24 protein-coding genes are annotated in these 25,311 nt (G+C 44.1%); 11 read left to right on the forward strand and 13 right to left on the reverse strand.

The window, feature by feature from the left end; all coding sequences use genetic code 11:
• Position 1: 1 nt before the first annotated feature.
• From GKS34_RS17705 to sucD, 5 genes are all read right to left on the reverse strand, one after another.
• Positions 2–1,468 carry a PhoPQ-activated pathogenicity-related family protein gene (locus tag GKS34_RS17705; protein ID WP_163386304.1) on the reverse strand — a complete coding sequence of 489 codons (1,467 nt, stop codon included), beginning with the start codon at positions 1,466–1,468 and terminating at the stop codon, positions 2–4.
• A gap of 49 nt (positions 1,469–1,517) precedes the next feature.
• Complete coding sequence (locus GKS34_RS17710) at positions 1,518–3,017, reverse strand: c-type cytochrome domain-containing protein (protein WP_240459354.1); 1,500 nt, start codon at positions 3,015–3,017, stop codon at positions 1,518–1,520.
• A gap of 71 nt (positions 3,018–3,088) precedes the next feature.
• Entirely contained in the window at positions 3,089–4,477 is a 1,389-nt protein-coding gene (locus GKS34_RS17715; RefSeq protein ID WP_163386305.1) for a DUF1552 domain-containing protein, read from the reverse strand.
• 255 nt (positions 4,478–4,732) lie between these two features.
• Positions 4,733–6,691, reverse strand: a complete 1,959-nt coding sequence (locus tag GKS34_RS17720; RefSeq protein ID WP_163386306.1) for a DUF1592 domain-containing protein — start codon at positions 6,689–6,691, stop codon at positions 4,733–4,735.
• A gap of 332 nt (positions 6,692–7,023) precedes the next feature.
• Positions 7,024–7,905 (reverse strand): succinate--CoA ligase subunit alpha, encoded by an 882-nt coding sequence (gene sucD / locus GKS34_RS17725; RefSeq protein WP_163386307.1) that lies wholly within the window; start codon positions 7,903–7,905, stop codon positions 7,024–7,026.
• Positions 7,906–8,035: 130 nt separating this feature from the next.
• Between sucD and GKS34_RS17730 the strand changes: the two genes are divergently transcribed.
• Genes GKS34_RS17730 through GKS34_RS17750 form a run of 5 tightly spaced genes read left to right on the forward strand, consistent with a single transcriptional unit; the run spans position 8,036 to position 14,997 of the window.
• Positions 8,036–11,467, forward strand: coding sequence for a sensor histidine kinase (locus tag GKS34_RS17730; RefSeq protein ID WP_163386308.1), 3,432 nt, complete (start codon positions 8,036–8,038; stop codon positions 11,465–11,467).
• A gap of 42 nt (positions 11,468–11,509) precedes the next feature.
• Positions 11,510–12,688 carry a hybrid sensor histidine kinase/response regulator gene (locus GKS34_RS17735; RefSeq protein WP_163386358.1) on the forward strand — a complete coding sequence of 393 codons (1,179 nt, stop codon included), beginning with the start codon at positions 11,510–11,512 and terminating at the stop codon, positions 12,686–12,688.
• Between the two features lie 6 nt (positions 12,689–12,694).
• Positions 12,695–13,333: an ABC transporter ATP-binding protein gene (locus tag GKS34_RS17740; protein WP_163386309.1), complete on the forward strand. Its 639-nt coding sequence runs from the start codon at positions 12,695–12,697 to the stop codon at positions 13,331–13,333.
• Entirely contained in the window at positions 13,330–14,556 is a 1,227-nt protein-coding gene (locus tag GKS34_RS17745) for an ABC transporter permease (protein WP_163386310.1), read from the forward strand. The genes GKS34_RS17740 and GKS34_RS17745 overlap by 4 nt, the downstream gene beginning before the upstream one ends.
• Before the next feature lie 15 nt (positions 14,557–14,571).
• Positions 14,572–14,997: a hypothetical protein gene (locus tag GKS34_RS17750; RefSeq protein WP_163386359.1), complete on the forward strand. Its 426-nt coding sequence runs from the start codon at positions 14,572–14,574 to the stop codon at positions 14,995–14,997.
• A 9-nt stretch (positions 14,998–15,006) separates the two neighbouring features.
• On the opposite strand, the gene GKS34_RS17755 is transcribed toward GKS34_RS17750, so the two are convergent.
• Positions 15,007–15,843, reverse strand: coding sequence for an aminotransferase class IV (locus tag GKS34_RS17755; RefSeq protein WP_163386311.1), 837 nt, complete (start codon positions 15,841–15,843; stop codon positions 15,007–15,009).
• Between the two features lie 137 nt (positions 15,844–15,980).
• Here GKS34_RS17755 and GKS34_RS17760 point away from each other — a divergent pair, with 137 nt between their 5' ends.
• The gene (locus GKS34_RS17760) at positions 15,981–16,412 is read left to right on the forward strand and encodes a hypothetical protein (protein ID WP_163386312.1); all 432 of its coding nucleotides are present in this window, start codon (positions 15,981–15,983) and stop codon (positions 16,410–16,412) included.
• On the opposite strand, the gene GKS34_RS17765 is transcribed toward GKS34_RS17760, so the two are convergent.
• The 3 genes from GKS34_RS17765 to GKS34_RS17775 are packed head-to-tail and all read right to left on the reverse strand — an operon-like array spanning position 16,392 to position 18,076.
• A complete protein-coding gene (locus tag GKS34_RS17765; protein ID WP_163386313.1) occupies positions 16,392–16,853 on the reverse strand; it encodes a c-type cytochrome in 462 nt (153 codons plus the stop codon). The two genes, GKS34_RS17760 and GKS34_RS17765, sit on opposite strands and share 21 nt — an antisense overlap.
• Complete coding sequence (locus tag GKS34_RS17770; RefSeq protein ID WP_163386314.1) at positions 16,840–17,508, reverse strand: SCO family protein; 669 nt, start codon at positions 17,506–17,508, stop codon at positions 16,840–16,842. Before GKS34_RS17770 ends, GKS34_RS17765 begins: the two co-directional genes overlap by 14 nt.
• A 31-nt stretch (positions 17,509–17,539) precedes the next feature.
• Entirely contained in the window at positions 17,540–18,076 is a 537-nt protein-coding gene (locus GKS34_RS17775; RefSeq protein ID WP_163386315.1) for a CopD family protein, read from the reverse strand.
• Between the two features lie 50 nt (positions 18,077–18,126).
• On the opposite strand from GKS34_RS17775, the gene GKS34_RS17780 reads away from it, so the two are divergent.
• The gene (locus GKS34_RS17780; RefSeq protein ID WP_163386316.1) at positions 18,127–18,552 is read left to right on the forward strand and encodes a hypothetical protein; all 426 of its coding nucleotides are present in this window, start codon (positions 18,127–18,129) and stop codon (positions 18,550–18,552) included.
• A 15-nt stretch (positions 18,553–18,567) separates the two neighbouring features.
• Here the strand turns inward: GKS34_RS17780 and GKS34_RS17785 are convergent, their stop codons facing one another.
• Positions 18,568–19,038, reverse strand: coding sequence for a hypothetical protein (locus tag GKS34_RS17785; RefSeq protein WP_163386317.1), 471 nt, complete (start codon positions 19,036–19,038; stop codon positions 18,568–18,570).
• A 98-nt stretch (positions 19,039–19,136) separates the two neighbouring features.
• Positions 19,137–20,147 (reverse strand): zinc-binding alcohol dehydrogenase family protein, encoded by a 1,011-nt coding sequence (locus GKS34_RS17790; RefSeq protein ID WP_163386318.1) that lies wholly within the window; start codon positions 20,145–20,147, stop codon positions 19,137–19,139.
• Between the two features lie 165 nt (positions 20,148–20,312).
• Between GKS34_RS17790 and yiaK the strand changes: the two genes are divergently transcribed.
• The 3 genes from yiaK to GKS34_RS17805 are packed head-to-tail and all read left to right on the forward strand — an operon-like array spanning position 20,313 to position 22,851.
• Positions 20,313–21,329, forward strand: coding sequence for a 3-dehydro-L-gulonate 2-dehydrogenase (gene yiaK / locus GKS34_RS17795; RefSeq protein WP_163386319.1), 1,017 nt, complete (start codon positions 20,313–20,315; stop codon positions 21,327–21,329).
• A gap of 57 nt (positions 21,330–21,386) precedes the next feature.
• Positions 21,387–21,890, forward strand: coding sequence for a P-loop nucleotide/nucleoside kinase family protein (locus tag GKS34_RS17800; RefSeq protein WP_163386320.1), 504 nt, complete (start codon positions 21,387–21,389; stop codon positions 21,888–21,890).
• Positions 21,880–22,851, forward strand: coding sequence for a phosphotransferase (locus tag GKS34_RS17805; protein ID WP_163386321.1), 972 nt, complete (start codon positions 21,880–21,882; stop codon positions 22,849–22,851). The genes GKS34_RS17800 and GKS34_RS17805 overlap by 11 nt, the downstream gene beginning before the upstream one ends.
• Before the next feature lie 63 nt (positions 22,852–22,914).
• Here the strand turns inward: GKS34_RS17805 and GKS34_RS17810 are convergent, their stop codons facing one another.
• Together GKS34_RS17810 and GKS34_RS17815 are read right to left on the reverse strand one after the other, a co-directional pair.
• On the reverse strand, positions 22,915–24,381 hold the full coding sequence (locus GKS34_RS17810; RefSeq protein ID WP_163386322.1) for a pyruvate kinase: 1,467 nt from the start codon (positions 24,379–24,381) through the stop codon (positions 22,915–22,917).
• A gap of 21 nt (positions 24,382–24,402) precedes the next feature.
• A complete protein-coding gene (locus GKS34_RS17815) occupies positions 24,403–24,660 on the reverse strand; it encodes a hypothetical protein (protein ID WP_163386323.1) in 258 nt (85 codons plus the stop codon).
• A gap of 110 nt (positions 24,661–24,770) precedes the next feature.
• Here GKS34_RS17815 and GKS34_RS17820 point away from each other — a divergent pair, with 110 nt between their 5' ends.
• Entirely contained in the window at positions 24,771–25,205 is a 435-nt protein-coding gene (locus tag GKS34_RS17820) for a universal stress protein (protein WP_163386324.1), read from the forward strand.
• Positions 25,206–25,311 lie beyond the last annotated feature (106 nt).

Raw genomic sequence — 25,311 nt, forward strand, 5'->3', positions numbered from 1 at the left:
CTTAGTTTGCCAATGGCGTTCCCTTAGGCGTTTTTGGGGTAAAGGCTTCATGGGCATAGGTTTCCGGAAGAATTTTTACTCCGGTAGTAAATTTTAACGGGGCGTTTCCTGCGTATATTATCTCCGCAAAATGGCCGGTCCATCCCTTTTCCGGAGTTTCAAGGGGGATCCGATAGGTGCCGTCTTCCTCTTGTGGAATGGTGATTGCCGTCCATTCTGGTCCCAGTTCATCAATTCTGAAATCTCTTTTGGAGGGATTATTGGCAGTCCATAATTTGATGGATACCGGTGGGTTTTCCGGATCAGTCCGGATTTCTATGGCCTCTTCGGTCACCTCCCACTCATAGGAAGGGCGTTTTTGATCGGCTAAAATATGGGAATAAAAGCCGAGCATTACCTGAATGGCATCGGAACCGTCCAGAGAGTGTCCGGCATTGGGAATGTAAGCCAAATGCTTTTCCCCAGGAAGCTCATCCCAATAAAATTTCCAGCTATCCGGCAGAAAAAACTGATCCCCGGTGGCGTTGATCAACAATTTAGGTATCTCATTATATTCTTCCAGGAATTGATAGGGTTCTACGATTTCCATTAAACGCGCAAATTCCCTGCTGTCCATCCAGTTAAAAATACCTTCCCGGGTGTAATCTTTTACCGCAGGAGCCCAAAAACCGTAGGTTTGCCAATGATGTTTGAAAGAGGGTTTTAAATTCAGCATGTCAATTACGATGGGTATCATACCCACTACCCGATTATCAACAGCAGCGGTGGTCCAGGTAGTCCAGCCTCTTTTGGAGGCACCCGCGACCACGTAATCATTTAACTCCAAGTCCAGATTTTCCTTGGTAAAGGCCACCACTGCATCCATGGCAGAAACCACTGCTTCAGTCATCGGAAACCTGGCCAACCAGATAGCATCTTCGTCACTTGCCCCTCGCTCCATAAATTCCCGCCATCCGTAGGCTATCAATCCATCTTCTGTTCTTTTCTCCAGACTATCCCCTATGTATTGTACCGGTTGAAAAGGAACGTTGTGTACTTTGATTACCGGAGAACCCGTGGCCAATGCCCCTTCTAAAATCAGCTCATCTGGAGTTTCGGGCAAATCGCTCCCGCTGCTACCTCCACTGATGATCATCAAAGAGGTCTTGTATTTTAGATCGTCCGGAATGACAAAAGAGACCCAGTGCCACCAGGTGCCGGGTTCAACCTCTTCCCTACCTAACCAATTCTGGGAGGTCATCTTCAATACATAGTAAGAATAAGCCTCACCGCGACTTTCGTGAACCAATTCGTATTCGAATTCCTTTTGGTTTTCGGCAACATAGGCTTTTAACAGATCAATTCCTTTGGTTGAAGAAGCCGGAACAGCCGTATCCGATTTAGACTGGCAATTAACTATAAGAAAGGCAATTAATAGATAAGCCAGGGAAATATATGGTCTGGCAAGAGGGAAAAGAAATACGCGCATGATATCTGAATTTATCGGTTATAATACCCAAGGAACGAAAAAAAGGCCATCAGTAAAAAGGACCTTCTTCCAAAATTATCTCCAGGTCTGGACGGTGTTTCTGTACCGCTTCTATAACCTCATCGTTCAGGGATGTGCCAAAAAGGTAAACCTTTTTGAGGCTTGGAAAAGAAAGAAGGTGTAAAAGACTGGCATCATCCAGCAATGTAAAGGAAAGGTTAAGCTCTTCCAGTAAGGGCAAATCCTTCAAATAAGGCAAACCATCTCCTTCGATGGCTGTTTTCTGTAACACAAGCCGCCGAAGTTGAGTCATTTTTCCCAAGTAGTAAAGGTCGTCGTCCGTTACATCGCTGGAAGCAAGCGATACCCTGGAGAAATGAGGGAAGTAGCCGGAAAATTCCTGAAGTTCCCTTCCTCCAAAGGGAGAAGGAGGAAATTTCATCTTTAGCCCAAAATAGTCGCCATTGGCTAATTCATCAGGAACAATCTCGATGCCCCTGTCTGAAGCCATACCCTGTAATTCTTTTAGTGCTTCATCGAAGGCTTCTTTTTCTTCCAGAATTTTATACTGTGCCTGCTGAATTTCAGGCATCATCTGCTCCAGTTCGGCCAATACAGGTTTATCCTGGATTTCTCCTTTGGTCATTTCTTCAGAGGCACCTGTTTCGATCCAAAATCGCAAAACGCTAATTTCGCTTTCTGTCAACCCGGGTTTTCCTTCCGGTGGCATTCGATCGTCATGATCCTCCGGCAACAGAATCCGTACCATCAGTTCACTGCCATTGGGATCACCTGGTATTACCGCCGTTTTTTCGCTTTTTCCCGCCTCAAGGAGGGCGGAGTGGCTGGTAAGCAATAAATCTCCTTTGGATTTGTTTTCATTATGGCAATTTGCACAACGGGTTTCCAGGATGGTAGCTACGATATCTGAATAGAGGAGCATGTCTTCCGGTGCCTTGTCGGATTTCTTGGCAGGCAATAGGGAATTAATAGGTTCCGACAAATAATACTCACCATGAGTCAACGATCCTCCTAAATGACTGGTATACGCCAGAGAAGCATTGGTTAGTATCAAAAAACCAAAAAAGAACGCACGTGATACCTGGTCTGACACCAAGCGAAGTTCGTAGAAAATAGTCGCGATGGAGAGGCAGGATCCGGTAACCAATGCCCCGTAAAAGTGATTGCTAACCAATGGGCCAGAATAGTCTTCGGAAAGGTATAGAACGTATCCGGCGCCAATGGCAAACAGGGAGGCTACCACAGACACTCCCAGAATGGCTCGGATAACAGAAGGATGGATAATCCCTGGTTTTAGCTGTGCCAGAATAATCCCGGCTGTTACCAACAAAATCAATACGATTGGAAAATGAAGAATCAATGGGTGAAACCTACCCAGCAGGACCCAAAGCGGATTCCCGGATTCCAGCGATAGAGGAACCATAAGAAAAAACAAATAAATTACCAGGGATAGCAATGAGATTCCTACCAGAGGCCATGAGGTAACGGTTTTTATCTGGTGATGTACAAGCCTTATTGTTTTGTTCATAATTAGTCCTGCAGACAGGAGTGTATTATCCTGTTGATTGGGCGAAAATTATCCATATTGTTGTTGAAAAATCAGGCCATGATGAAGTCAAGTGGCCCGGTACTGTCGGCAAACGTTTCCTGCTCCAAGCCTACAGTTTGCATCCAACTGGTGTACAAATTGGCTAATGGGGTGTTTTCCTCGTAAATAAGGTTTTGACCAGTTTTGATTTTATTACCCCCGTGGCCCCCAAGAACGATGGGCAAATCCCGTGGGGAATGGCGGTTTCCATCCCGTAAACCGGAAGCAAACATCACCAGGGAATTATCCAGCAGGGTTCCATTCCCTTCCTTTATTCCCTTTAACTTGTCCAAAAAGTAGGCGTATTGTTCCAGGTGCCAGCGAGTGATCAGGTCATACTGTTCCATTTTTTCCGGGTGATTCATGTGGTGCGAGATGGAATGATGGGCGCCACTGACCCCTTCAAGAAAGGAGAAATTTCGATTGCTCACTGAATTACCAAACATAAAGGTTGCTACCCGGCTGGCGTCACTCCAAAAGGCCAGTGCCATGATATCAAACATGAGTCGGGTTTTTTCGGTAATATTGACGCCCCCATACACCTCTACATACTCCTCCACATTTTGGTTTACCCGTATGAGTTCTTTCTTAATGTCGGGAGTGATTTTACTTGCAAAATCCTTCAGGTTGGAGGGGTTATTGACTCTTTTTTCGATAGAGCGAATGGATTCCAGGTATTCTTCCAGTTTATCCTGGTCAGAACGGCCTAAATTATTTTTTAATGATTTTGCGTCCTGTAAAACCGCATCCAAAATGCTGCTTTTGTGTGGGTTTTCTTGAGATGAATTACCCGGGACAAAAGACTTGAATAGCCTGTCAAAGGCCAACCGTGGATCGATTTCCTTAGAGAGGGGAGTGGTGGCATTTTTCCAGGAGATGCTACTGGCATATAACCGGGTAAACCCTACATTGATATCCACGCCAGTCTGTATGCGGTCGAGCCCGTATTCCAAAGACGGGAAAAGGGTTTCATTTTTAAAATGGTTGGCGAGAATCTGATCCACCGATATTCCCCCACTGTTAATGTTGTCTCCGGCTGTTTTTTGTATCGGCAAACAGGTTAATAGGTTGGCTGTTTTGGCGTAATGACCGTCTGCACCCTGAAAAATGGAATGCTTGTTCATAAGTTGCCCCAGAACCAAAATGTCGTCCTTTAGATGTGCCAGCGGTGTGAGTGTGGGAGAAAGCCTGAAATCCCTGCCAATACCCTCCGGTGTCCACCTACCCGGATGTACACCATTGGGCATAAACATAAAAGCGGAACGGATAGGGAACCCGTCCTTGCTGTAATTACCACCCAGGTTTAAGGGGGAAGCCATGGCCTCTAAAAACGGCAAGGCGATGGCTGCACCCACTCCCTTGAGCATTTTTCTTCTGGAAATTTGCCACTTCTTATTCATAATCAGTAATTTATGGATATTCTCTGTTTAAAGTCAATAAGTTTCTACTTTTTCATCTGTTTATATTTTTTTTTCAGCGGTCAGATGGAATCTCGCATGCCCGATAATCATCCCTCTGTGTGTCGATCTCGTCATGCTCGATTTCATGCGTTTTTAATTTGCTTTTCAAAGGCCACATAGCCTGTCCCGACCTTCGGGAGAATCTCGCATGTTGTATAATCATCCCTCTGTGGGTCGCTTGCGTCATGCTTGATTTCATTCTATTTCATTTACCTTTTTTTGAAAATCTTTAATTTTCATTCGAAAAGGGTAGCTATGAACCAATTCAGCAATGAATTGATCCGGATTAAACTGATGCTCCATCAGCGAAGTAGTCAATTCCCGAATGGCGATTTCATCGGTAAAAGTTATCCCCCGGCCTATGGCAAAGGATAGTGCTTTTTTGGATAAATTACGGGCAAACTTTTCTTTTTCCAGGAGCAGCAGCTTTTTTAATTCTGATGGACCTTCAAAGGTTTCACCAGTAGCTAAAACTCCGGAAGGATCGATGGGTGTATTGCCATAACTTTCTCGCCATTTTCCATCGGCGTCAAAATTTTCCAGTCCCAATCCGAGTGGGTCCATTTTTTCGTGACAAGATTGGCAGGCAGGATCTGAACGGTGTTTTTCGAGTAGTGCTTTTAACCCAAGATCTTCATGCAAACTCTCGTCTTCAGGGAGTTCGGCCACGTCAGGCGGGGGCGGAGGGGGAGAGGTGCCCAATATTTCTTCCAAAACCCATTTTCCTCTAAGAACCGGACTAGTGCGTGTCGGCAAGGAGGTCACCGCTTGCACGCTGCCCATGCCCAAAAAACCGCCCCGATTAGTATTGGTCAGCATCACTTTCTGAAAATCATTTCCCTTCACGCCCTCAATTCCATAGTAATTGGCTAGTGGTTCGTTGAGAAAGGAATAATTGCTGCTAATAAGATCCAGAAAATTTTTGCTTTCTGTAAGCACATGGTGAAAAAAAGCAGTCGTTTCACGAAACATGGCTTCTCGTATGGGGGGGGTAAAATCCGGAAACTTTGCCTGATCAGCCAGCGGGGCATTGGGATCCCTTAATTTGGTGATTCCAAGCCATTGGCTGACAAAAGATTCGGAGAAGCGGATTGCCTTGGGATCGTTCAGCATCCGATTTACCTGCCCTTCTAACACCTTTTGGTCCTGAAGTTTACCAGCGACCGCGAGTTGGAACAGGGTATCGTCCGGCATGCTGGACCATAGAAAATAGGAAAGACGGCTGGCCAGTTCAAAATCTCCCAACGCAACCGGTTCATTTCCATTAGGCTCTTCTTCCATTTTGTACAAAAAGGAGGGGGATATCAAAATGGCCTTAAAAACTTCCGCCACCGATTGGTTGAAGCGCATCGGGTCCGGTTTTTCTGGCATGGATGCGTAAATCCCGGAAAAAAGGTCGATAAACTTTTCTTTTTCCTCCACCTTTATCAGCCGGCGGAATGCCTTGCCGGCAAATGGAAAAATAACCCGTTCGGCGGCTTTTTCAGGAGGGTTGAGCGGTGTGAAATCCGATGAAAATTTGGGCATCAACCAATTTATGAATCGTTGCCAGATCGTTTGCTGGTAACTATCCGGAACCAGCTTATCCCATTTATTCGGATCTTCCAATGTCCTGGATACAATTTCTTCTGCGGCATCGTAGTATCGCTCCATTTTTAGCGGAGTGAAGAATAAGGATCCGCCCTGATTGTCAAAACCTCCTCCTCCTGAGCCATCTGCTGGGAAACGGCCGGCAGCATCGTATGAAACTCCCATCAAATCCAATATGGTGTAATGGTATTCGGTATGACTGAGCCTTCGAATCACTACCTTGCCAGGGGTTTTCTTTTCCAATGACTTGATCAGTATGCCGTTGATCCCTTCTACTAAAATGTGATAATCGTTTTCATTTAGCGCGGGTTTGTTAGAGGGAGGCATCTCTTTGGTTTTTACCTGATCTACTACTTTGAGCCAAAGTTGCCCGTCTTTAATGATCCTGCCTTCTTCCTCATATCTTTCCAGATTTACTCCACCCTTCGGATTGCCTACATTATGGCATGTATAGCAATTCTTCCGGAGAACAGGAATGATTTCCTTAGTGTAATCCAGTGTTTCCTGGGCGAGGCCTGGTGAAACCATCAGGCAAAACAGAAAAAGCCATGTAAGAGCTTTCATCGGCGGAGTAATTGTTTTTTGGGCATATTGATTAAAAATCAACTAAAAGTAAATGAAAATTATCAATAAATCCAATTACATTTTGATAGATGGTCCTGCCGGAGTATTTCTACCATGGGAAAAACGGGTCTGGCTGCTGGAATTATCGTGAGATGGAGCCGGTAGAAATGGAGAGAAAAAATTGCAACTAAAGGCTTACCTTCCGGTAATATGGGGGATTTTTTCCTTTTCCTCAATTCGTTATATACCAAAATAGGGCATTAAAAAAAAGGAAACTCGAATTGAGTTTCCTTTAAAAATTTAAATCATGTGTTACTGTTCGAACCAGGAACTCAGGCATCAACACCCAGAGCCTTGGCCATAACTTCTCCGATTTCTGCAGGAGATTCAGCCACATAAATACCGTTATCTTTCATGATACGCATTTTAGCAATAGCAGTATCGTCTTTTCCTCCGATGATAGCTCCAGCATGGCCCATTCTCCGGCCGGGAGGGGCTGTTTGTCCAGCAATAAAGCCCACAACGGGTTTTTTATTTCCGTTTTCTTTGATCCATTTGGCTGCTTCGGCTTCGTAATTACCACCAATTTCTCCAATCATAACGATGGCATCTGTTTCGGGGTCTTCCATAAGCATTTGGACCGCCTCTTTTGTGGAGGTACCAATAATCGGATCTCCACCGATTCCTATAGCGGTAGAAACACCAAGTCCTGCCTTGGTGATTTGATCGGCCGCTTCGTAAGTCAGGGTTCCTGATTTAGATACCACACCTACTCTTCCGGGTTTAAAGACAAATCCGGGCATGATGCCAACCTTTGCTTCTCCCGGTGTTATTACTCCGGGGCAATTGGGTCCAACCAAAATGGCACCTTTCTTTTTAACATAGGGCTTGGCTTTCATCATGTCCTTGACAGGAATTCCTTCGGTAATGGTAATGATAACTTTGATTCCTGCATCCGCTGCTTCCATGATGGCATCCACTGCAAATGCCGGGGGAACAAAAATGATCGTCGTGTCCGCTCCTTTGGATTTGACGGCTTCCTCTACTGTGTTAAATACAGGCTTGCCTAAATGAGTACTACCCCCTTTTCCGGGAGTGACACCTCCCACAACGTTGGTTCCGTATTCAATCATTTGCTGGGCATGAAAGGAACCCTCCGTACCAGTGAACCCCTGTACTATAACTTTAGAATTTTTATTTACCAATACACTCATATGTCTGCTTTGATTATTTCGCTACAAAAATAGAAGATAAAGGGCGATCACAAAAAGAATTGGCAAACAATATCATTTTAATTTAGACTATAAATAACTTTTTATATTTTTAGCAACAGTTTGACATGCTATGAACAAATTCTTTCCCTTTGTTTTCCTGTTGCTATCCCACCATTGGGTCTTGGGTCAAACATTTAAGTTTAATAAGCAAATAAGAGGTTTTGGGGAAACCCCTAAGCAAATTTATTCCATAGCCCAGGATCAAAAAGGATTTATCTGGGTTTCCACCAACCAGGGCGTTAAATTTTCTGACGGAATCGTTTCAGAATTCCTTCCAGATAGTATCCGCAATGCCTTTAGTTCAGAACAAAAAATCTGGGTAGATGAGGATGGTCGGGTTTGGGTGTACCAGCAAAGCGGAAACCCAATGGTGTATCACTACACCATGAAATCTTGGGAAAAACCAGAGAAATTACTCGATCCGGTAGATACGACAGCTTTCTACGGTTCCATGCATTTTTTTACGTTAGGACGGGAAGAAGACAGGCAGGTATTTATGGTTTTGAGGAATCAAATCATTTACCAGAAAAAGCCAAGGGAAGACCCCAGGGTCCTGAATACCGAAGGTTTAGGTGATTTTTATTCCCATTTCGTATCGGCATCAGACACCTTATTTCTTTTTGAAAATGGTGTATACCGTCTTAAGAATAACCTTCTCCGCTCGGAGGAAAGAATGGCATTTTGGTCGGAGGGCGAGCCCTTGGTGAAAATGGCCTACCTGCCCCATGATCAATCGTATTATTTCTTAACCCGCAATAATTTGTACAACGGAAAAACTCCTTATGTACTGTCAGATACTGTATATCAACTTTCCCCAGGCCTACCTATAGGAACAAAAGACAGGTTCGATCTTTTCGTTAAAAACGAGAAAGTATACTTTTTTTACAATTCACACCTTATCCAATTGAATGTAGAAACGCGCCGGAGGTTTGTACTTTCGGCCTACGATGACCTCCGCATCAAGACGATAAATACAGCCATGGTGGATCGGGAGGGAATCATATGGATTGGAACTTTCCGGGGAATGGCTAACCTGGCGAGTACACGTTTTCAGAATTTTGACGGCCGCACCGGTGTCCCCAGTCCGGATATATCAGCGGCAATAATGTATGACCGCCAAAAGTATCTGGTGGGTTTTGAAAATGGTATACAGGCATGGAAAGGAGGAAATCCGGTGAAAACGCACGTGTTTTCACTGAACAATAGTTCGTTCCGGCGGGATAGGGTCCTGAATTTTAGTATAGATGTCAGAGGAAATGTGTGGTTCTCCGCCTATGACAACGGATTAGGCTTCTTTAATGCCCAAACCATGGAAATGAAGCTTTTTTCTTTGCCGGACGAACAGTTGGTTTCTTACGTTTGGGCTGATGGCGAAGAACTTTGGGTGGCTGGTCGGGGGCACATTTACCGTTCAAAATTACCCGTTTCGGGCGCATCCCCATCCTTTATTGAGCCGGATATTGGCCTTCCTGTCGAGGAAGGTATTGGCTTTATCAGAAAGCTGGGGCGCTTGAAGGATGGTAAATGGATCGTTTTGGTATCAGGTGGGGCGGCACCTACGGAGGAAGTAAACGTCTACCCAAACCTGATTAAACTACAGGGATATGATTATCTGGAGAATGGCGACACGTTGTTTGTAGGGACGGGAAATGGCTATTTTACGCTTCAGTATGATTCATTAGTGCCAGCTCCGATTTTAGGTCAGCGTATCCAACATCCAGTTTATGCCATTCTTAAAGATGAAAACGGTAAAATTTGGCTGGGGACAGATTCAGGAGTTGTTTTGAAGGAAAAAGATAAACTCCGCGTTTTTACCGAAAACACGGGGCTTATCGGTAATGATGTGGCAAGGGGAGCCTTGGCCCAGGCGGACAGGGGAAGAATTCTGATTGGGACCCAAAATGGCGTTTCCGTTTATTATCCGGAAGAAGATCAGGAAGCTATTGCAAGTCCGTTGGTGTTTATGGAAAATGTTTCTGTATCGGATCAAGAACCCTTGTATACGGAATTCCCCGACATCCCTTATCGGCTCAACAACATAACTTGTACTTTTAGTGCGGTTAGTTTTAGTAACTCGCCAGACCTGATAGTTAGTTACAAGCTGGAAGGATTTCATTCAGAATGGCAAAAGTTGGAAAATCCCCGCACCAATAAATTGTATTTCAATAATCTTTCTCCGGGAAATTATAGACTGGCATTGAAGGCATCACTGGCGGGATTTCCCGAATCCGAAACCGTATATTCGAGAGAATTTCAAATAGACCACCCCTTCTACCTTCAGTTTTGGTTCATCTTATTAATTATCGCCTTTTTGATTGCCTTGGGCTATGGCATTAACACCTTGTACCGGCAGGCCAAGAATCAAGGAATGTTGCGCAACACCTTAAATGAAAAAACCCTTGAAATAGAAAACCGGGAAGACCGGTTTCGCAATGTCTGGAATAATTCCCAAGACGGTCTGCTACTCTCCGTTAAGGGAGGTAGGGTCATAGCGGCCAATCCTAATCTTTGTAAAATGGCCTCGGTTTCGGAGAAAGAGGTGCAGGCCAATGGGGTCGCCTACTTATTTGCTGATGCGGAATTCTACCCCAACATCCGGGAGAAGATAGGTAAGGATCTGGAAAAAATAGATAGCAAGGGTTTAACCTTGGAACTTGAAATGCCGTTTCGGAATGGCACCAAAGAAATCGAGCTATTCATCTCCCGAATGAAGGAGGATTTCGGAGGAAAACCCCTATATCTGAATGTGTTCCGGGATATTTCAAGAAAAAAAGCCTTTGAACAGGGTTTGAAGATGGCAAAAGTGAAGGCAGAGGAGGTAAGTCAATTAAAAAGTAATATTATTTCCAATATGAGCCATGAAATAAGGACGCCTTTAAATGGTATTTTGGGCAGTACCGAGCACCTTATGCAAGTCAGGTCAGAAGATAACGAACTGCTCGGGCATTTGGAAATCATCAAGGAAAGTGGCGAACGCCTGCTTCAAACGATGACCAATATCCTGGATCTTTCCGAAATTGAATCAGACCGGGTGAATTTCGTATTGGAAAACACCAATATCAATGATTTTATTTCAAAAATTTTGGTAAAACATAAATCTACAGGTATAAAAAAAGGTATCTTAGTCACTTCAAAGTTCCTAACCAAACCTTTTTTTGCAAATGTGGAAAGGAAATACCTCGAGATAATAGTAAATAACATCGTAGGTAATTCGGTCAAATATTCGGACAAAGGCATGATTCAGGTTCAGGTGGAAAAGAGGAATCGTCAGCTTGCCATTCAGGTACAGGATCAAGGGGTGGGAATGAGTAAAGAGTACCTGTCCAAATTGTTTTATCCCTTTGAACAGGAAAGTAAAGGTTTTAACCGTAAATTTGAGGGATCGGGGATTGGATTGGCCATTTCCAAACATTTGGTCGAACGCCTGGATGGAACCATTCACATAGAAAGTGAAAAAGGCAAAGGTACCTTGGTTAATATTTTCTTACCTCTCGACAGCTAAACCTATCTTATGGAAATGAGTGATTTTACTAATTCTGAACGGATGTTTTCCTTAAAAATTTTAATTACGGAAGACGATACTGTTTCTGCACTTTTACTTAAAAAAGCCCTTGAAAAAAACCACCATCAAATCATCGGGATGGCGGATTCCGGGGAAATGGCACTTGAAATCCTGAAAGATAACCGCGCGGATATCGTCATGATGGATATCAACCTATCCGGTAAACTAGATGGGATCAAAACCACCGAAATCATCAATGAAAAATACAACATTCCGGTAGTTTACCTAACCGCAAGTTCGGATTCCGAAACCCTGCAAAAGGTCGCCGTCACCAATCCAAGTGCTTATGTAATCAAACCTTTTAACATCCGGGAGTTAAACATGGTGATAGAATTGGCCATCTTTAAGGATAAGAAGGAAAAGGAGCTTCAAAACCTAAACAATGAGCTGGAAGAAAAGGTTAAAGACCGTACTGCCGATCTTAACGAAGCCAATAAAGAACTTCAAAAGGCATTGGAGAAAGAACGGGAACTTAGCGAATTAAAGTCCCGGATTGTGCAGAATGTTTCCCATGGATTTAAGACACCGCTTACCTCCATTCTTAGTTCTGCGCAACTGTTAAAGCTTTATGCCGAGAAAGATCACCCTTTCAAGGTGAAGATTGTAAAGCATGCCTCCAAAATCGAAAATTCAGTCAGGAATCTAAACAGTCTGTTGACCAGCGTGCTGTTCTTCGGTAAAGCAGATGCGGACAAAATGAATTACAAACCAGTCCGAATCTATACTTCCGCCTTCCTTAACGAAGTAGTAGATATGGTCAAGGCAGGGGTTGAAAATGATGTAAAGATCATTACTAATTTCGAGAAACTCCCCAAAATGATCACCTCGGATATGGACCTGCTCTACCAAATACTGGAAAATTTGCTATCCAATGCGGTAAAGTATTCAAAAGACGGTGGAACGGTTACTTTTAAAGTGAACCATGAAGATGATTTGTTGAAATTATACATTAAGGATGAGGGAATAGGAATTTCGGATGCTGAACAGTCACAGTTGTATGACCGATTTTTCAGGGCAAAAAATGTAGGTCTCCGGGAAGGATCCGGCCTGGGCCTGTCCATCGTAAAAAAATGCATCGAAGTGATCGGGGGAAAAATCAGCTTCACAAGCAAGATTAATAAGGGAACGGAGTTTAAAATCGAAATTCCGGCAAAAAAATAAGCATACATGATATCGGTTGATTCCATTCAATTTGCCTACAATAAAGACCAGACATTCATAATTCCCGATTTTGAAATAAAAGGAGGTGAAGCCTTATTGGTATTGGGGAAATCAGGGAGTGGAAAAACCACTCTGCTAAATATCATGGGCGGCTTGCTAGCTCCTCAACAGGGACAGGTCCTGATAGATGGCGTGTCGGTTTACGCACTGAAGGGAAATAAAAGAGATAAGTTTCGCGGCAAGCATATTGGCATTATTTTTCAAAAACCGCATATTCTGGCTCCCCTTACGGTGGAAGAAAACATTTCCTTGCCCCGTTTTTTTGTAAATAAACCCTCTAACGAAAAGGTCGATCATTTTCTGAGTGAGCTGGATATTTTGGATAAGAAACGGTCTACTATTCAAACTCTAAGTGAAGGAGAGGCTCAGCGGGTGTCCATCGCTCGTGCGTTGGTAAATGAACCGAAAGTCATTCTGGCTGACGAGCCTACGGCTAGTCTGGACGACGAAAATGCTAAAATAGTAGTCAATCTTCTCAAGGAACAGGCAGCTAAACTCAATGCTGCGCTGCTTATCGTCACCCATGATCAGCGAATTAAAGACCAGATAGAACAACGCATAACCATTACGCGGAAGGACTTATGAACATGTTGAAACTTGGTTGGAAATATCTCATGGTAAAACCATGGAATACGGGATTGAATATCCTTTTACTGGCCCTGGGACTTTCCATCATTACGGTGCTGATCCTGATTCAGGATCAGTTTGAAAACAAAATGAACCGGGATGCTGCAGGTATAGATCTGGTCGTTGGAGCGAAAGGTAGCCCTTTGCAGCTGGTTCTTTCATCGGTATATCATATCGATTTTCCCACCGGAAATATTCCCCTTGATGAAGCGGGCAAGCTGTCTGCAAACCGTTTAATTAAAAACACCATTCCTATGGGATTGGGAGACAACTATCAGGGGTACCGGATAGTGGGCACAAACCACGATTACCTGGAATTGTATGGAACCGAATTTGCCAGTGGCCAAGCCTGGCGCCAGCCTTTTGATGTGGTGTTGGGCAGTGTGGTAGCCGAAAGATTAGAACTGGAGGTAGGGGATACCTTTGTCGGATCCCATGGGATTGCCGCAGCCAGTCATGAACACGATGAACATCCCTATAAGGTAGTAGGAGTGTTGGGATCCGGAGGAAACGTGGTGGATCAATTAATTCTCACCAGCATCGAATCGGTTTGGTATTCTCATGATGATGAACACGATCATGAAAAAATGGAGCAGGAAGTGGCTACTACCGGCCTGCCCGAAATCACCGCAGATGAAACCCGCGAAATAACCACTTTATTGGTGCAGTATCGGAATCCCATTGCTGCGGTGCAGTTACCGCGAATGGTCAACAGCCGGACTTCCTTGCAAGCTGCATCGCCGTCATTTGAAATTTCCCGACTCTTTGAACTATTGGGAGTGGGCATTTCCCTGATCAGAGGACTGGCACTGGTCATTGTCTCTATAGCTGCCCTGGGAATATTTATTGCCCTGTACAATTCCTTGAAAGAGAGGAAGTATGACCTGGCCGTGATGCGTGCTATCGGTGCATCAAAAGGGCAACTGTTTTTCCTGATTATTCTGGAAGGACTGATGCTTACTTCTATGGGGGCTTTGTTCGGTATTCTGATTGGACACTTTTTCCTGTTCATTTTGGTTATGTTTAATGAACAGGGAGTGATGTCCGGACTGACCGCCTCCGTGTTTCTTCGCAGAGAGTGGTGGATAGTCGTCTATGCGCTGATCGTGGGGGTATTGGCCTCCCTGATTCCGGCCTGGAATGCTTACCGAACCGATATTGCTACGCAGTTAACTAAATAAATGGAGAAACTACCTATGAAATACCTTATTATCTTATTGACATTTTTTTCTTTTTCCGCGCAGGCACAGCAAAATAGCGTTTGGAAGGACCTCTCCAAGGTTACATATGAAATTGGGGAGGACGAATTTGGAGAACTCTACCTGCCGGTATTTGATGAGAAAGTCAGAGGTCTGGAAGGGAAAGAAATCACCGCAGATGGATACATCATCCCCTTTGAGGGAATGTTCAAACCGGAGCACATTATCCTTTCCTCTCTTCCTTTAGCTGAATGCTTTTTTTGCGGCTCCGGAGGGCCTGAAACGGTTATGGAAGTCATGCTAGAAGAACCCATAAAATATACCTCTAAGAAAGTCCAAGTGAAAGGGACCCTGGTACTGAATGCCAAGGATCCCGAAAAACTGATGTACATTCTGACAGATGCTCAGTTAATTTCTCCCTGAGAAAGCTTATCAATCTGAAGAGGCAGATATTGCGGTTTCTGTTTCCAAAGCTAAAAACGAATGCATCAGGTTTTTCGTAAGCGGCCCAGGCATGCCGTCCCCTATTTGGACTTGATCAATCTGGGTTACCGGCAGGATCCGTTTAGTGGTGGAGCTGATAAATACCTCGTCTGCCTCCATGAGATCCTCCAGGCTGAAATCCGTAAAGCTGACATCTTTTGCCAGTCGGATCACTTTATCGCGGGTTATTCCCCACAATATATCGCGTTGGGGAGTATAGAGGAGCCCGTGTTTGACCATGAAAATATTACTGCGGGAGCTTTCCGAAACCCTTCCCTCGTGATGGTAAACCACATCTTCCGCTCCCTGTGCTTTCCAGTCCAGACTAAGGTAGCAGGGTAGGGTATAGTTGGTCGTTTTGATAGTAGCCAGAGGGCGCACGTAATTTGCGCTTAGAAGTTTGATCCCGTTTTGGTATTTTTCGTCGCCCGGCAACTGCAACGCTTCGCAAAAGATGAACACCTGACCACGAGCCGGTAAAAAATGATTATTCGAAAGGCCTCCGGTAAGAATCATCCGTACCCCTGCATCTTCATGCTCGTTTTTTTCGATCAGCGCGTAAATAATTTCCTTTAATTCCTGCATGCTGAAATCCAGCGGAAGCCCCGCCTTAGCTGCCGAACTCGTGAAGCGTTTCAGGTATTCATCCAGAAAGAGGGGATGCCTGCCTACTGTTCGGAAGAAATCAAATATCGCATACCCCCGGATCAACCCGATATCCAGCGGGTGCAGACTCGCCTGATTACTTTCGATGATTTTATCCTTGGCAAAACAAAAAGGCTTCATACTATTTTTATTATCTTTTTAGAATATATTTTTTTATCACACGTAAAAAATAAGTAGTTTTCATTTCTTTATAAAGGTTTTTTATAAAGTTTACCTGAAAAATAATGAACTTTGTAAAATCAAAGAATCGATAAGTCATGAATTTAAAACCTTTTCGTTTAATTGTGGTGTTTTTTGCACTACTATTTTCCTGTGAAAGCGGGGAAAATGAAAATCAGGCATTAAAAGACAGGGTGATTTCTGTACACGATGAGGTAATGCCGGAAATAGGGAACCTAAAAAGTGTTCAAAACAAACTCAGGGAAAAAGCCGATTCAATTAAACTGGAGGGGGCACCCTCTGCGTCCGAAAATTACGGAGAATCGCTGGAAGCCGCCGCCCAATCCTGCGAAGCGGCTTATGATGGGATGTTTGTCTGGATGCGTCAGTTTAAAACCGAGTACGAAGACATGACCGAAGAAGAAACGAAGGCCTACCTGGAAGAACAGTTAAAGAAAGTAGAACAGGTAAGGGATGACATTAAAACGGCGCTATCGGTTTCTGATTCTCTATTGAACGTCCGAATTTGATTCTGGTTTCAAAGCCTCATTCACCTTTTCGGAAGATATAATTCCTTTCTGGTGGCCCCAAATGTTATAAATGTAGGTACTGATTTGAGCAATTTCCAAGGGTGTTAGTTGTGGATTTCCCGGCATGGGTTGGTTGTACATCACTCCGTTTACCATCATTTCACCCTGAATACCCTGGTGAATGATCCGTATGGTACGGGCTACATCGGCTAGTAGGTAATCAGATTCACGAAGGGGAGGAATGAGTCGTTTCAGCCCGCTTCCATCTTCCTGATGGCAATTACTGCAATAATTCAGATAGAGTTGCTGCCCTTGAATGGCGTACTGTTTGGTTTTGAGATCCACTATTTCCTTGATTCCCGGAACCTTTTCCTCCGTGGAAGCACTGCAGGCGATAAAAAATAACAGGATAAAGAATGATAGGAAATCAACCGCTTTCATCCGATGGGGCCAATAGCTTGGGAATATCTTTTATCAGACGATCAACCTGGGTCGCCTTGGTGCCATCATAAACCCCACGAATCCTGCCCTGCTGATCAATAAGGACAAAGGCGCCACTGTGCAGGTACCCACCGGGTTCGTTTTTGTCGGACATGGCCGTGGTTAAATAAGAAGTTTGTCCTATTTCAAAAATCTTTTCCTGATCTCCTGTAAGAAAATTCCAGGTGTTGGCATCTTCCACGCCCAGTCTGGCCGCATAGTCTTTTAGCAAAGCAACCGTATCGTATTCCGGGTCAATGGTATGACTGAGTATTTTAAAATCAGGTTCATCCTTAAATGCCTCATAAACCCGAAGCATTTCCTTTTTCATGATGGGGCAAATGGTAGGACAGCTCGTAAAAAAGAAATCTGCTACATATACTTTTCCTGCCACGTCAGCATTTGAAACCGTGTCTCCTTGCTGATTAAGGAAAGCAAAATCTGCTATGGTGTGGTAAACCGTGTCTGTCTGGGGTCGGCCGTTAATGGTTAGCTCTTCTGCGTGGCGGTTTCCAAGTATAGGGAGTTTATCCGAAGAGGAAGGGTTTTGACAGGCAGCCAGAAGGCCAAGCAGCAACAGTAGTAGTCGGATATCTGGAAAAAGAGTGGCGTTCATATTTTTTTTATAAGACAGCGGAGATGAAAAATTAGTTCCGTTCCCTGACTTTTTTGTACCATTTGGTGGCCAGCATCAGAAGGACTCCCAGCACAATCAACCCTACCATACCCCAGACCATGTTGATAAGACTTTTTAAGACAATCAGGAATACAATGGCAAAAAGTAGGAGCGTAGCAAGTTCGTTCCATAAGCGAAGCCGGGTACTGTTCCAAACCGTCAGGTCTTTTTGTAGGGACAAATATATCCAGTGGCAACCCAGGTGGTAGGCATAAAGCAAAACTACAAATCCAAGTTTGGCATGCATAAAGGGAAGTTGAAGGTAGCCAGGCCGGTAAAGCAAAACAGCGGTTCCCAGGATCAATGTCAGTATAGCAGATGGCCAGGCGATGATCGTCCAAAGCCTACGGGTCATCAGGTCCAGCTGTGGCTTGAGAACGATACGTTCTGCCTCCGGACGCTCCAAAGCTTCCGTTTGATAAATAAAAAGGCGGACCACATAAAAAAGTCCAGCAAACCAGGTAACTACGAAAATGATATGAAGGGCTTTGAGGTATTCGAATGCCATTGTTATTATTTTGTGCTAAATTAAGGGTTTCCTTATTGGTTATTGATAAAATGAAAACAAAATATTGGTTTTACCTGATTGCAGCTGTCGTGGGGATTTTAATAATGTTGATGCTGGTCGACAGTTTCACCCAGCCCGGCGTTCAGGATCTGAAAGGTACCTACCAGGAGCTGGCCCGTTATCGCAACGAAAACAATACCGGTCCCGTGATACGGGTTTTTGCCGTGTATACGGATGAAATGCGTTGGGATGAAATGCGATCCTATGGAGACTTTATGCCCCACACCAAATACGGAAACACCCGGGTATTCTTTTTTGAAAGGGCGCTGGAAGACCTGCGTTTATTTCCAGATACGCCTTATTTTGACGAAAAATGGCAAAAGTTTTGTGTGGCTTCTTATGAAAAAACGGCTATGGGCCAGGTGAACTGGCAGCGTTATCCATTCAAAGCGAATGCTGAACCTGAAGCCCTTTAGTATTAGGAATACCTGTTAATACTGATAAAGAGGGATGTACCAGGAGATATATTGATCTTCGAATTTAGGAAGGCAAGCTTCATTCTCCACAACTCTTATTTTTCTTCGGATGGCTTTTTCCAATTGACTAAAATCCACCCCATGCTTTTCAGGATCACTTTCGCAAATGAAATATATATCTCTTACTTCTCCCTGAATATCCAGGTATATCCGCGCCTGAGCTTTGATATTTCTGAAAATTGTTTTTGAATCGTCATCAAAATAGGAGGAGATTTTTTCAAAATTTAATTCCTGACTTAGGGAAGTAGAAGAACACTCCAGACTTAAAACTTCGGTATTGATTCGAGTATAGTCTTTTGCTTCGGTTTTAACTACATAAGCGTTATTGGTTTTTAAAATCGTATAATCGCTTTTGGATTGGCTCTTTACGCCTATGGGAAAGCATGAGAAGGCTAGAATAATGAATATAAGCAATAATGAATGCATGAAACTGGATTTAATTGCTGCTTCAATCTTGTGAATAATTTTGGAGAAACACAAAAACCAATCCACAATTGGCAAAAAGGATTTATTAATGGTATCGGTTAGGGAAATTGGATCATCGCTTTGATTACTTGGTTGGAAGGTTTGATCAATTCCTCAAATTTATCGGGAATTTCCTCAAAATTTAGTGTGTGGGTATGGTATGCTTTTATTGGGAACTGGTTGTTTTCAAGGGTATGGATAACGGTAAGGAAATCTTCTTTGGTAGCGTTTCTGCTACATAGTAGACTCAATTCCTTGGCATGGATGGAAGGGTGGTGGAAACACAGGTTTTCCTTGTAGAGACCTACCAATACGTATTTGCCGCCATGGCAGGCATAAAAAGGACCGGACTCCATAGCTTGTTTGTTTCCGGTGGCATCAAATACCACCTGATAGTTACTTTTATGGGTTAAATTTTCAGTCTGACCGGCTCCTTCCTGACCGGTGGGCAGGGTATGGTCTGCTGAGAACCAGGAACTGGCAACTTTTAATCTTTCTGCATTCAGGTCCATAGCCGTCACAGTAGCACCGGCAATTTTTGAAAACGCCATAATGGCCAAACCTATGGGACCACAGCCCATTACCAAAACCCGATCTCCTTTTTTTACCTCAGCCCTTTTTACCGCATGAGCAGCGACTGCCAGCGGTTCCACCATGGCCATTTCGGTCCAGGTTAATTGTGGCGTGGGAATAAGGAGCGTTTCTGGCACGGCCAGGAATTCCTGCATGGCCCCGTCGGTATGTACACCCAAAACCTGAAGGGTTTCGCAACAATTGGTTTTGCCTGATAGGCAGGCGATGCAGGTGCCACAATGGATGTATGGAATGACGACAACTTGTTCGCCTTCAGAAAAGGCAGTTCCATTTGCCTGGCTTACACTGGCGGCTATTTCGTGACCCAGGATGCGAGGATAAGAAAAAAAGGCCTGATTACCTGCAAATGCGTGCAAATCGGTTCCGCAAATCCCCACCTGGTGAATTTTGACCATCATTTCGTCTTTCCCTACACCAGGCAAAGGGACGTCATGTGCAAGAAATAAACCGGGGCGTTCACAGCGGAGAGCTTTCATAATAGGGTGATTTTGACAATCAGGTTTCGTTTGCAAAAGTAATTAAACCTGATCAAAACACGCAACTGGCAGTGCTTAATTTGAATTCTAAGATGGTTGAAAGCCGGAATAGATAGCATGGCAAGGTTGGTTTTATTACCTTGGTGGAAAACAATATATTGAAAAATGGAAAATATGATCCGGGTTTCTTATGAACAGTTGGAATCTACCCTGGAGGCAATTCTCAAAAAATCAGGATTTGAAGCTGAAAAGGCAGCTGTCTGTGCATCCCTTTTTGCCAAAGCAAGTTTGGATGGGGTAGCCTCTCATGGCTTAAACCGATTCCCTTCTTTTATGGAGCAGGTCAGAAAGGGGCATGTGCAGGCAGATGCCATGCCTGTAAAGGAACATTCGTTGCCGGTGATGGAGCGCTGGAATGGAAATCTTGGTCCTGGGATGTACAATGCACATTTTGCCATGAATCGGGCCATCGAAATGGCTGCTGAATACGGGATAGGTTGTGTAGCCATGAACCGGACCAACCACTGGATGAGGGCCGGAAATTATGGCTGGCAAGCTGCCGCAACCGGTTGCATCGGAATTTGTTTTACCAATACCATCCCGAATATGCCTGCATGGGGAGGAAGCGAACCCAAATTAGGTAATAATCCTTTGGTAATAGCCATACCCTTTGGGAACGAAGCGGTGGTGCTGGATATGGCCATGACACAGTACTCTTATGGCAAAATGAGTATCTTCGAGAAAGACAACGCAACCATGCCCCATCATGCCGGGTTTGATCGTCAGGGGGCCCTGACGAAAGATCCAGTACATGTTTTGGCGGAGCAACTGGCGCTACCAATAGGGCTATGGAAAGGAGCCGGCTTATCAATGATGTTGGACTTAATGGCTTCCGGAATTTCCATGGGCAAGACCACCCGGGAAATTGGTCTGCAGGGGGAGGAATACGGTATCTCTCAACTATTTTTCTGTTTTCATCTGGAAAAATTGGGAATAGACCCTTCAGATCTGGAGCGAAAGGTCGCCACTGTCCTGGAAGATTTGAAGGCTTCGGCCGTCTTTGAAGGAATGGAGGTGAGCTATCCTGGGGAAAAATCCTTTCAGAGAAGGAAAGAAAACCTTGCCTCCGGGATACCAGTGGATTCGGAAATCTGGTCCAACGTATTGAAGATGAGTAAATAATGTCTAATTTTGGCTGATTGGTGGTCGTTTTGAATCAACTTTAAATGGTTTGATATCATGTTGGTATTGGTAATGGGATTGCCGGGATCCGGGAAAAGTTTTTTTGCCAAAAGATTGGCTGACAAATCGGACATGGTCTATCTTAATAGCGACCAGGTACGGATTGAATTGGGGTTAAGAGGCAGGTACAGCAAGGAGGATCGCCAAAAGGTCTACGCCGCCATGGCAGCCAAAACAAACGAACTGTTGAAAGAAGGGAAACGGGTTTTAGTTGATGCCACCTTTCAACGGAAAAAGAACCGATGGGAATTTCAGGAACTTGCAAAAAAAAGGAGACGTTCGGTAGCTTGTATTCGGATTTGGGCTGAAGAAGGCTTGGTAGCGAAACGGCTGGCGACCGAGAGGGAGGAAAGTGATGCTGATTTTTTGATTTACCAAAAATTGAAATCGGATTTTGACCCAATGGAAGGAGATTACCTGGATATCCGGTCTGAGGATGGGAAGATTGACAGTATGATACATAAAGCTCTTGAATATCTGAACCTGGCCTATGAAAACTGAAGATGTTCAAAAGTTAGCCGATGAAGGGCTTTATCTAGGCCGCAGGATTGGCGGCAAGTTGCTGGAAACCCATATTTCCTGGGTTATTTTAACCGATAAATGGGCCTTCAAAATCAAAAAACCTGTCAAACTTTCGTTTCTGGACTATTCTGCCCTTGAATCAAGAGGTCACTTTTGCAAAGAAGAAATTTTGTTAAATAGCCGGTTTTCATCCATTTATATTCGGTGCTGTCCGATTACCTGGATGGAAGAAAAGTGGGTTATGGATGGAAAAAGAGGCACGGTTCATGACTACGCGGTGCTGATGAAACGATTACCGGAAGCCTTCCGGATGGATAAGATGCTGCAGGATGGAAAGGGATCGGAGGCGCTGATTGATCAGCTCGCAAAAAAAGTAGCCTTATTTCACAGGAAGCAGCCGGCAGAGGACAGCCCATTTGATCTAAATAAGGCTAAAGGGCTTTTTAACGATATTTTAAATCCAACGATTAGGTACACAAACAGCCAACGAAAATTCCTCGAGAAGGCCGTTCGATGGAGCAATGCGTTTCTGGAAGCGCACAGCGAGCGGTTTTCGGAAAGAGTTCGCCTGGGTTGGGTGCGGGACCTCCATGGAGACTTGCACGCAGGTAATGTTTTTCTGACGGATCCTCCAGTGCTTTTTGACTGTATTGAATTCAGTAAACCGATTCGTACCATTGACCTGTTATACGAAGTAGCCTTTCTTTGTATGGATTTGGAACGGTATGGAAAAGAAGACTGGTCTGCTTTGTTTTTAGAAACCTATCTTCACAGGATTCCAGTGTTGGATTCAGAACTGGATGGTCCTATTTTTAATTACTATAAGTGTCTGAGGGCCAATGTGCGGGCGAAGGTGTTGGGTTTGGACCCATCGGATAGCACAGAGAAACAGGAAAAGCAAAATGCCTACTTCCGGCTGATGGAAGGCTACATGCAGTAGTAACAGGGCCTTTTCCAACTGAAAGGTCTTCAAATTGGGGCAATCGGTTATACAATCTGCCTCTTAAGTTGATTGGATAAAATTTTTTGCAATAGACAAATGACCCAGGGTAAACCTTTTTTTATGTCTGTGTACGCTGGTTCGCTGCATGATTTCTTTGAGGGTTTTTAACACAGACATGGTGTGCTTTCCCTTATTGATCATGATGCATTCTGCCAGAGAAGCCTGGCCTGCATCTGTTATTTCGGATCGGGTGGGCATACCCAGCTTGTGGAGGTTTTCGAGTACCTGGGTAGCCCATACCACGGGCACCTGAGCAGATTCGCAAATCCAGAGGATTTCTTCCTGTATTTCCCCCATACGTTCGAAGCCAATTTCAACGGCTAAATCACCCCTGGCGATCATGATCCCAAACGGAGGGGACTTCATGCCTTCCAGAATCAAGGCGGGCAAATTTGCCACCGAATCAGGTGTTTCGATCTTGTACACAATGTCCGGTATCGGGCCTTTGATTCGCTGTAATTCATTGTGCAGATTCTGAATATCCTGAGGTGTTTTCACGAAGGAATATCCCAGGATATCGGCATGGCGACATATAAAGGGCAGGCAGCGTTTGTCAAAATCTGTTAAAGAGGGGATGCTGAGGTGGGTGTCCGGGAAATTAATCCCTTTTTCGGATTTGATACTTCCTTTTTTGGAAGAAACCCTATCCAGGGTAACTGCTGCCATCCCTTCTTTGATGTGGGTGACCCTGCCACTGATTTCCCCATCGTCGATGAATACACGGTGTCCCACTTCTAAAGAGGCAATGATGCCTTTTTCATTTGGATCCAACACCACATTTTCTTCTTTCAAATTGTTCATGGATTCGGAAAGCCAGATGGTTTCCCCAACAGCCACCTTTACCTTCCCTTTCTTTTTTCCTTTACCCAGTAGTACGGTTCTGATTTTTGGTCCCGCCAGGTCCAGGTGGATTTTGCAGCTTTTTCCCGTCTTTTTTTCGGCTTCCCTGATTTGATCAATCATGGATTTCCAAATGGATTCATCATCGTGGGCACAATTTATCCGCGCCACGTTCATGCCCTGAAGCAAAAGATCTTCTATCATGCCCGGGTCTTCCGCGAAATTACTGTCAAACGTGACCATCACCGAAGGCATTCCAGGGATTTCAGTTGGGCCGAACAATTCCTGACTGTTCGTAGTCAATTGGTCCTGACTATCCTTATAGGTACAAGAATTGAGTTCTTCTGGAAAATAGTGATGCCCCAGGCGTTGCCGAATGGTCTGAATTTGCCGGTGAATATGGTTTTCGGAATTTGACAGTGCAGATAGTCCGTACAAATGGAGCTTTTCCTGAAGCGATTTCCTGTCCTCACTTCGGAAATAAAGGTATTGAATGAGATTCCGGGCAGCAGGCAAGTACCTTTCGGGTATTTGTTCCAGCTGATTCCGGTGATCCTGGTTGGCTTCCAACAGGCCCTTTTCCAGGGCTTCCAGTTCCTGGCTAAGTTGTTCCAATTCGGTTTCCATATAAAGTAAATATAGAAGATTTTATTGGGATTTTCCGATAACAGGCAGGGACAGGATTTGGAGTATGCTTAATTTCAGGCAGAGAATGGGGTATAGCTGTGATATCAGCAATTTACTTTCCCGGGTCTGAATAGGCCTCCGGGCTGTTTCGGAGCGCAATTTTAACCCATTCGCTCCATCTGAGCTGTAGTCCTCGCCCGGACCCAGTTGTAGTTGTGCCCACCTGTGGCTGGCAGGTAGCTTCGCCAAATACACAGAAATGTATGCTAACGATGCCATAAACACTTTCAAAAACAGAAATCCTTAGTTAGATTAGGGGGTTGATGCAGGGCGAATAACGTGCACCGTGCACCTTATTCGTACATTGTAGGGCATTAAAATAATTAGACATGAAAAATATTTTAGTTACAATCGATTTTAATAAAAATGAAAAGCTACTAATTGACAAAGCATTTCAATTGGCCGAATCGTTCGATTCAAAATTATGGCTAATGCATATAGCCGCTCCAGATCCAGATTTTGTTGGTTATGAAGTTGGCCCCCAATATATAAGAGATAGTAGAGCATCAGATCTTCGAAAAGAACATAAGCAACTTCAAGAATACGCCGCTACGCTCAAGAAAAAGGGAGTTGACTCAGAAGGCTTGCTTGTGCAAGGCGCAACTATTGATATGATAATTGAAGAATCTAAGAAGTTAAATATTGACCTGATTGTTGCTGGGAATCATGAACATGGTTTTTTTTATAACGCATTTGTAGAAAGTATTTCTGTGAAAGTCATAAAAAAATCAAAAATACCAGTACTTATAGTTCCCTTGGAATAATTGAAAAAATCCGGATTACAAAAAAATGAACGTCATTAAAACGGGCGTTTATAAAGTCAGTTGTATTTCATGCTGAAAAACACGAATTATGTGCCAATAGTCATTG

It is taken from the genome of Cyclobacterium jeungdonense (assembly GCF_010994275.1).
Lineage (GTDB): Bacteria > Bacteroidota > Bacteroidia > Cytophagales > Cyclobacteriaceae > Cyclobacterium > Cyclobacterium jeungdonense.

Coding starts and splice junctions, on each gene's coding strand:
- GKS34_RS17765 (WP_163386313.1), bottom strand. CDS start 16,853: ATGAAAGCGGTTGATTTCCTATCATTCTTTATCCTGTTATTTTTTATC.
- GKS34_RS17740 (WP_163386309.1), top strand. CDS start 12,695: ATGATATCGGTTGATTCCATTCAATTTGCCTACAATAAAGACCAGACA.
- yiaK (WP_163386319.1), top strand. CDS start 20,313: ATGGAAAATATGATCCGGGTTTCTTATGAACAGTTGGAATCTACCCTG.
- GKS34_RS17760 (WP_163386312.1), top strand. CDS start 15,981: ATGAATTTAAAACCTTTTCGTTTAATTGTGGTGTTTTTTGCACTACTA.
- GKS34_RS17710 (WP_240459354.1), bottom strand. CDS start 3,017: ATGAACAAAACAATAAGGCTTGTACATCACCAGATAAAAACCGTTACC.
- GKS34_RS17770 (WP_163386314.1), bottom strand. CDS start 17,508: ATGAACGCCACTCTTTTTCCAGATATCCGACTACTACTGTTGCTGCTT.
- GKS34_RS17715 (WP_163386305.1), bottom strand. CDS start 4,477: ATGAATAAGAAGTGGCAAATTTCCAGAAGAAAAATGCTCAAGGGAGTG.
- GKS34_RS17800 (WP_163386320.1), top strand. CDS start 21,387: ATGTTGGTATTGGTAATGGGATTGCCGGGATCCGGGAAAAGTTTTTTT.
- GKS34_RS17735 (WP_163386358.1), top strand. CDS start 11,510: ATGTTTTCCTTAAAAATTTTAATTACGGAAGACGATACTGTTTCTGCA.
- GKS34_RS17810 (WP_163386322.1), bottom strand. CDS start 24,381: ATGGAAACCGAATTGGAACAACTTAGCCAGGAACTGGAAGCCCTGGAA.
- sucD (WP_163386307.1), bottom strand. CDS start 7,905: ATGAGTGTATTGGTAAATAAAAATTCTAAAGTTATAGTACAGGGGTTC.
- GKS34_RS17785 (WP_163386317.1), bottom strand. CDS start 19,038: ATGCATTCATTATTGCTTATATTCATTATTCTAGCCTTCTCATGCTTT.
- GKS34_RS17750 (WP_163386359.1), top strand. CDS start 14,572: ATGAAATACCTTATTATCTTATTGACATTTTTTTCTTTTTCCGCGCAG.
- GKS34_RS17720 (WP_163386306.1), bottom strand. CDS start 6,691: ATGAAAGCTCTTACATGGCTTTTTCTGTTTTGCCTGATGGTTTCACCA.
- GKS34_RS17755 (WP_163386311.1), bottom strand. CDS start 15,843: ATGAAGCCTTTTTGTTTTGCCAAGGATAAAATCATCGAAAGTAATCAG.
- GKS34_RS17730 (WP_163386308.1), top strand. CDS start 8,036: ATGAACAAATTCTTTCCCTTTGTTTTCCTGTTGCTATCCCACCATTGG.
- GKS34_RS17705 (WP_163386304.1), bottom strand. CDS start 1,468: ATGCGCGTATTTCTTTTCCCTCTTGCCAGACCATATATTTCCCTGGCT.
- GKS34_RS17780 (WP_163386316.1), top strand. CDS start 18,127: ATGAAAACAAAATATTGGTTTTACCTGATTGCAGCTGTCGTGGGGATT.
- GKS34_RS17820 (WP_163386324.1), top strand. CDS start 24,771: ATGAAAAATATTTTAGTTACAATCGATTTTAATAAAAATGAAAAGCTA.
- GKS34_RS17815 (WP_163386323.1), bottom strand. CDS start 24,660: ATGGCATCGTTAGCATACATTTCTGTGTATTTGGCGAAGCTACCTGCC.
- GKS34_RS17805 (WP_163386321.1), top strand. CDS start 21,880: ATGAAAACTGAAGATGTTCAAAAGTTAGCCGATGAAGGGCTTTATCTA.
- GKS34_RS17745 (WP_163386310.1), top strand. CDS start 13,330: ATGAACATGTTGAAACTTGGTTGGAAATATCTCATGGTAAAACCATGG.
- GKS34_RS17790 (WP_163386318.1), bottom strand. CDS start 20,147: ATGAAAGCTCTCCGCTGTGAACGCCCCGGTTTATTTCTTGCACATGAC.
- GKS34_RS17775 (WP_163386315.1), bottom strand. CDS start 18,076: ATGGCATTCGAATACCTCAAAGCCCTTCATATCATTTTCGTAGTTACC.